We start from the raw sequence: 1539 nt of genomic DNA on the forward strand, positions 1-1539 counted from the left end.
CGAAAATTGATGAATCAGCAACACCTGGGTTAATTGTTAACATTGCAGTAAAAACAAAAGTTCCTATCACTTACTTAAGCATAGGGCAGAGAGTTCCCGAAGATATAAAGATTCTTACTCCGAAACTACTTGCAAACTACTTTTTAGAGGATTTTAATGAATGAGCAAGCAAAAGAATTAATAGAATTAGCAAACAGGAAAACTATTGAAAGTAATAATAAGTTTATAGCAATAACTTCCGGTAAAGGAGGTGTAGGTAAGACCAGTTTCGCAGTGAACTTTGCATATCAGCTTGTCAATACTTTTAGTAAAAAAGTCCTCCTTATAGATGCGGATATTGGAATGGCTGATGTTCATGTCGTTTTAAATATAAAACCAGAAAATAATTTAAGACATATTCTAAATGGAAAAAGATTAGAAGATGTAGTAATAAAACGCTTTGGTATAGATGTTTTACCAGGTTTTTCCGGTATAGAGTCCTTAGACGAAATGGAAGATTTTTTGGCAACGAGAGTTATCCAAGATTTAACAGATTTTTCAGAAAAATATGACTATGTCATTATAGACACTTCAGCAGGTATAAATACAAGAGTTTCCGCATTTGTAAGAGCTGCTAATAGGAGTTATGTAATTACTACTCCTGAACCTACAGCATATCTTGATGCTTATGCCTTAATCAAATCTATATTTAAAATTTATAAATATTCTAATTTCAAGCTTATTATAAATATGTGTAAGAATAAAAATGAAGCTATAGAAACTTATGAAAGATTAAATCAGCCTTTTAAGAGGTTTTTGGATAAATCTTTTGAATTATTTGGGTGGATACCTTTATCAGAAACTGTAAACAAATCAATAAAAGAAAAAAGGCTTATATCTGAAACATATCCTTCGGATAAATTTGTTAAGCATATTAAAGAGATAGCAGCAAAAGAAGTTGGAGAACCTATATTAGACTCAGATAAAAATTTCTGGAAAAAATTAATGGAATTTATAAAAAGGTAATGCAAAAATTAACCAAAGAAGAAAAAAATAAAGTTGTTTTAGATAATCTAAATTTGATAAAAAAAGTTGCAAGTAAAATATATTATAGACTTCCAAAAGGTGAAATTGACTTTGATGAGCTTGTAAATATTGGAGTTATTGGTTTATTAAAGGCTTTAGACAATTATAATGAGGATTTGGCAAAGTTTTCCACATATGCTTATATAAGAATTAGAGGTGAAATTTTAGATTATTTAAGGAGTTTAGATATAGTCCCGCGAGGTATAAGAGATAAAATAAAAAAAGAAGAAAAACCTGTTGACGAGCAAATGGAAATTCCTTTATCTTCATCAGCCATATTTTTAAGTATAGAAAAAGCTATTGGCGGTACTGAAGATTTAAAATTTATAGATACATTAAAATCCAGAATGGAAAGTCCCGAGGAGTATGCGTATAAAGTAGAACTTAGAGAGAAGATAGAAGAAAAGTTGAATTTACTTACAGAAAATGAGAAAAAGGTAATACAGATGATTTTCTTTGAAGAAAAGGATTAAA

At 29.2% G+C, this 1539-nt stretch carries 3 protein-coding genes; all 3 read left to right on the forward strand.

From position 1 onward, the window contains the following. Positions 1 to 5: 5 nt before the first annotated feature. From HG1285_RS19245 to HG1285_RS01975, 3 genes are read left to right on the forward strand one after another with little or no spacing between them, the layout of a single operon-like run. Positions 6 to 164: a hypothetical protein gene (locus tag HG1285_RS19245; RefSeq protein ID WP_083793153.1), complete on the forward strand. Its 159-nt coding sequence runs from the start codon at positions 6 to 8 to the stop codon at positions 162 to 164. Beyond that, positions 157 to 1005, forward strand: coding sequence for an AAA family ATPase (locus HG1285_RS01980; RefSeq protein ID WP_008289251.1), 849 nt, complete (start codon positions 157 to 159; stop codon positions 1003 to 1005). Before HG1285_RS19245 ends, HG1285_RS01980 begins: the two co-directional genes overlap by 8 nt. Continuing rightward, positions 1005 to 1538, forward strand: coding sequence for a sigma-70 family RNA polymerase sigma factor (locus tag HG1285_RS01975; protein WP_008289252.1), 534 nt, complete (start codon positions 1005 to 1007; stop codon positions 1536 to 1538). The genes HG1285_RS01980 and HG1285_RS01975 overlap by 1 nt, the downstream gene beginning before the upstream one ends. Position 1539 lies beyond the last annotated feature (1 nt).

This window comes from Hydrogenivirga sp. 128-5-R1-1, assembly GCF_000171895.1.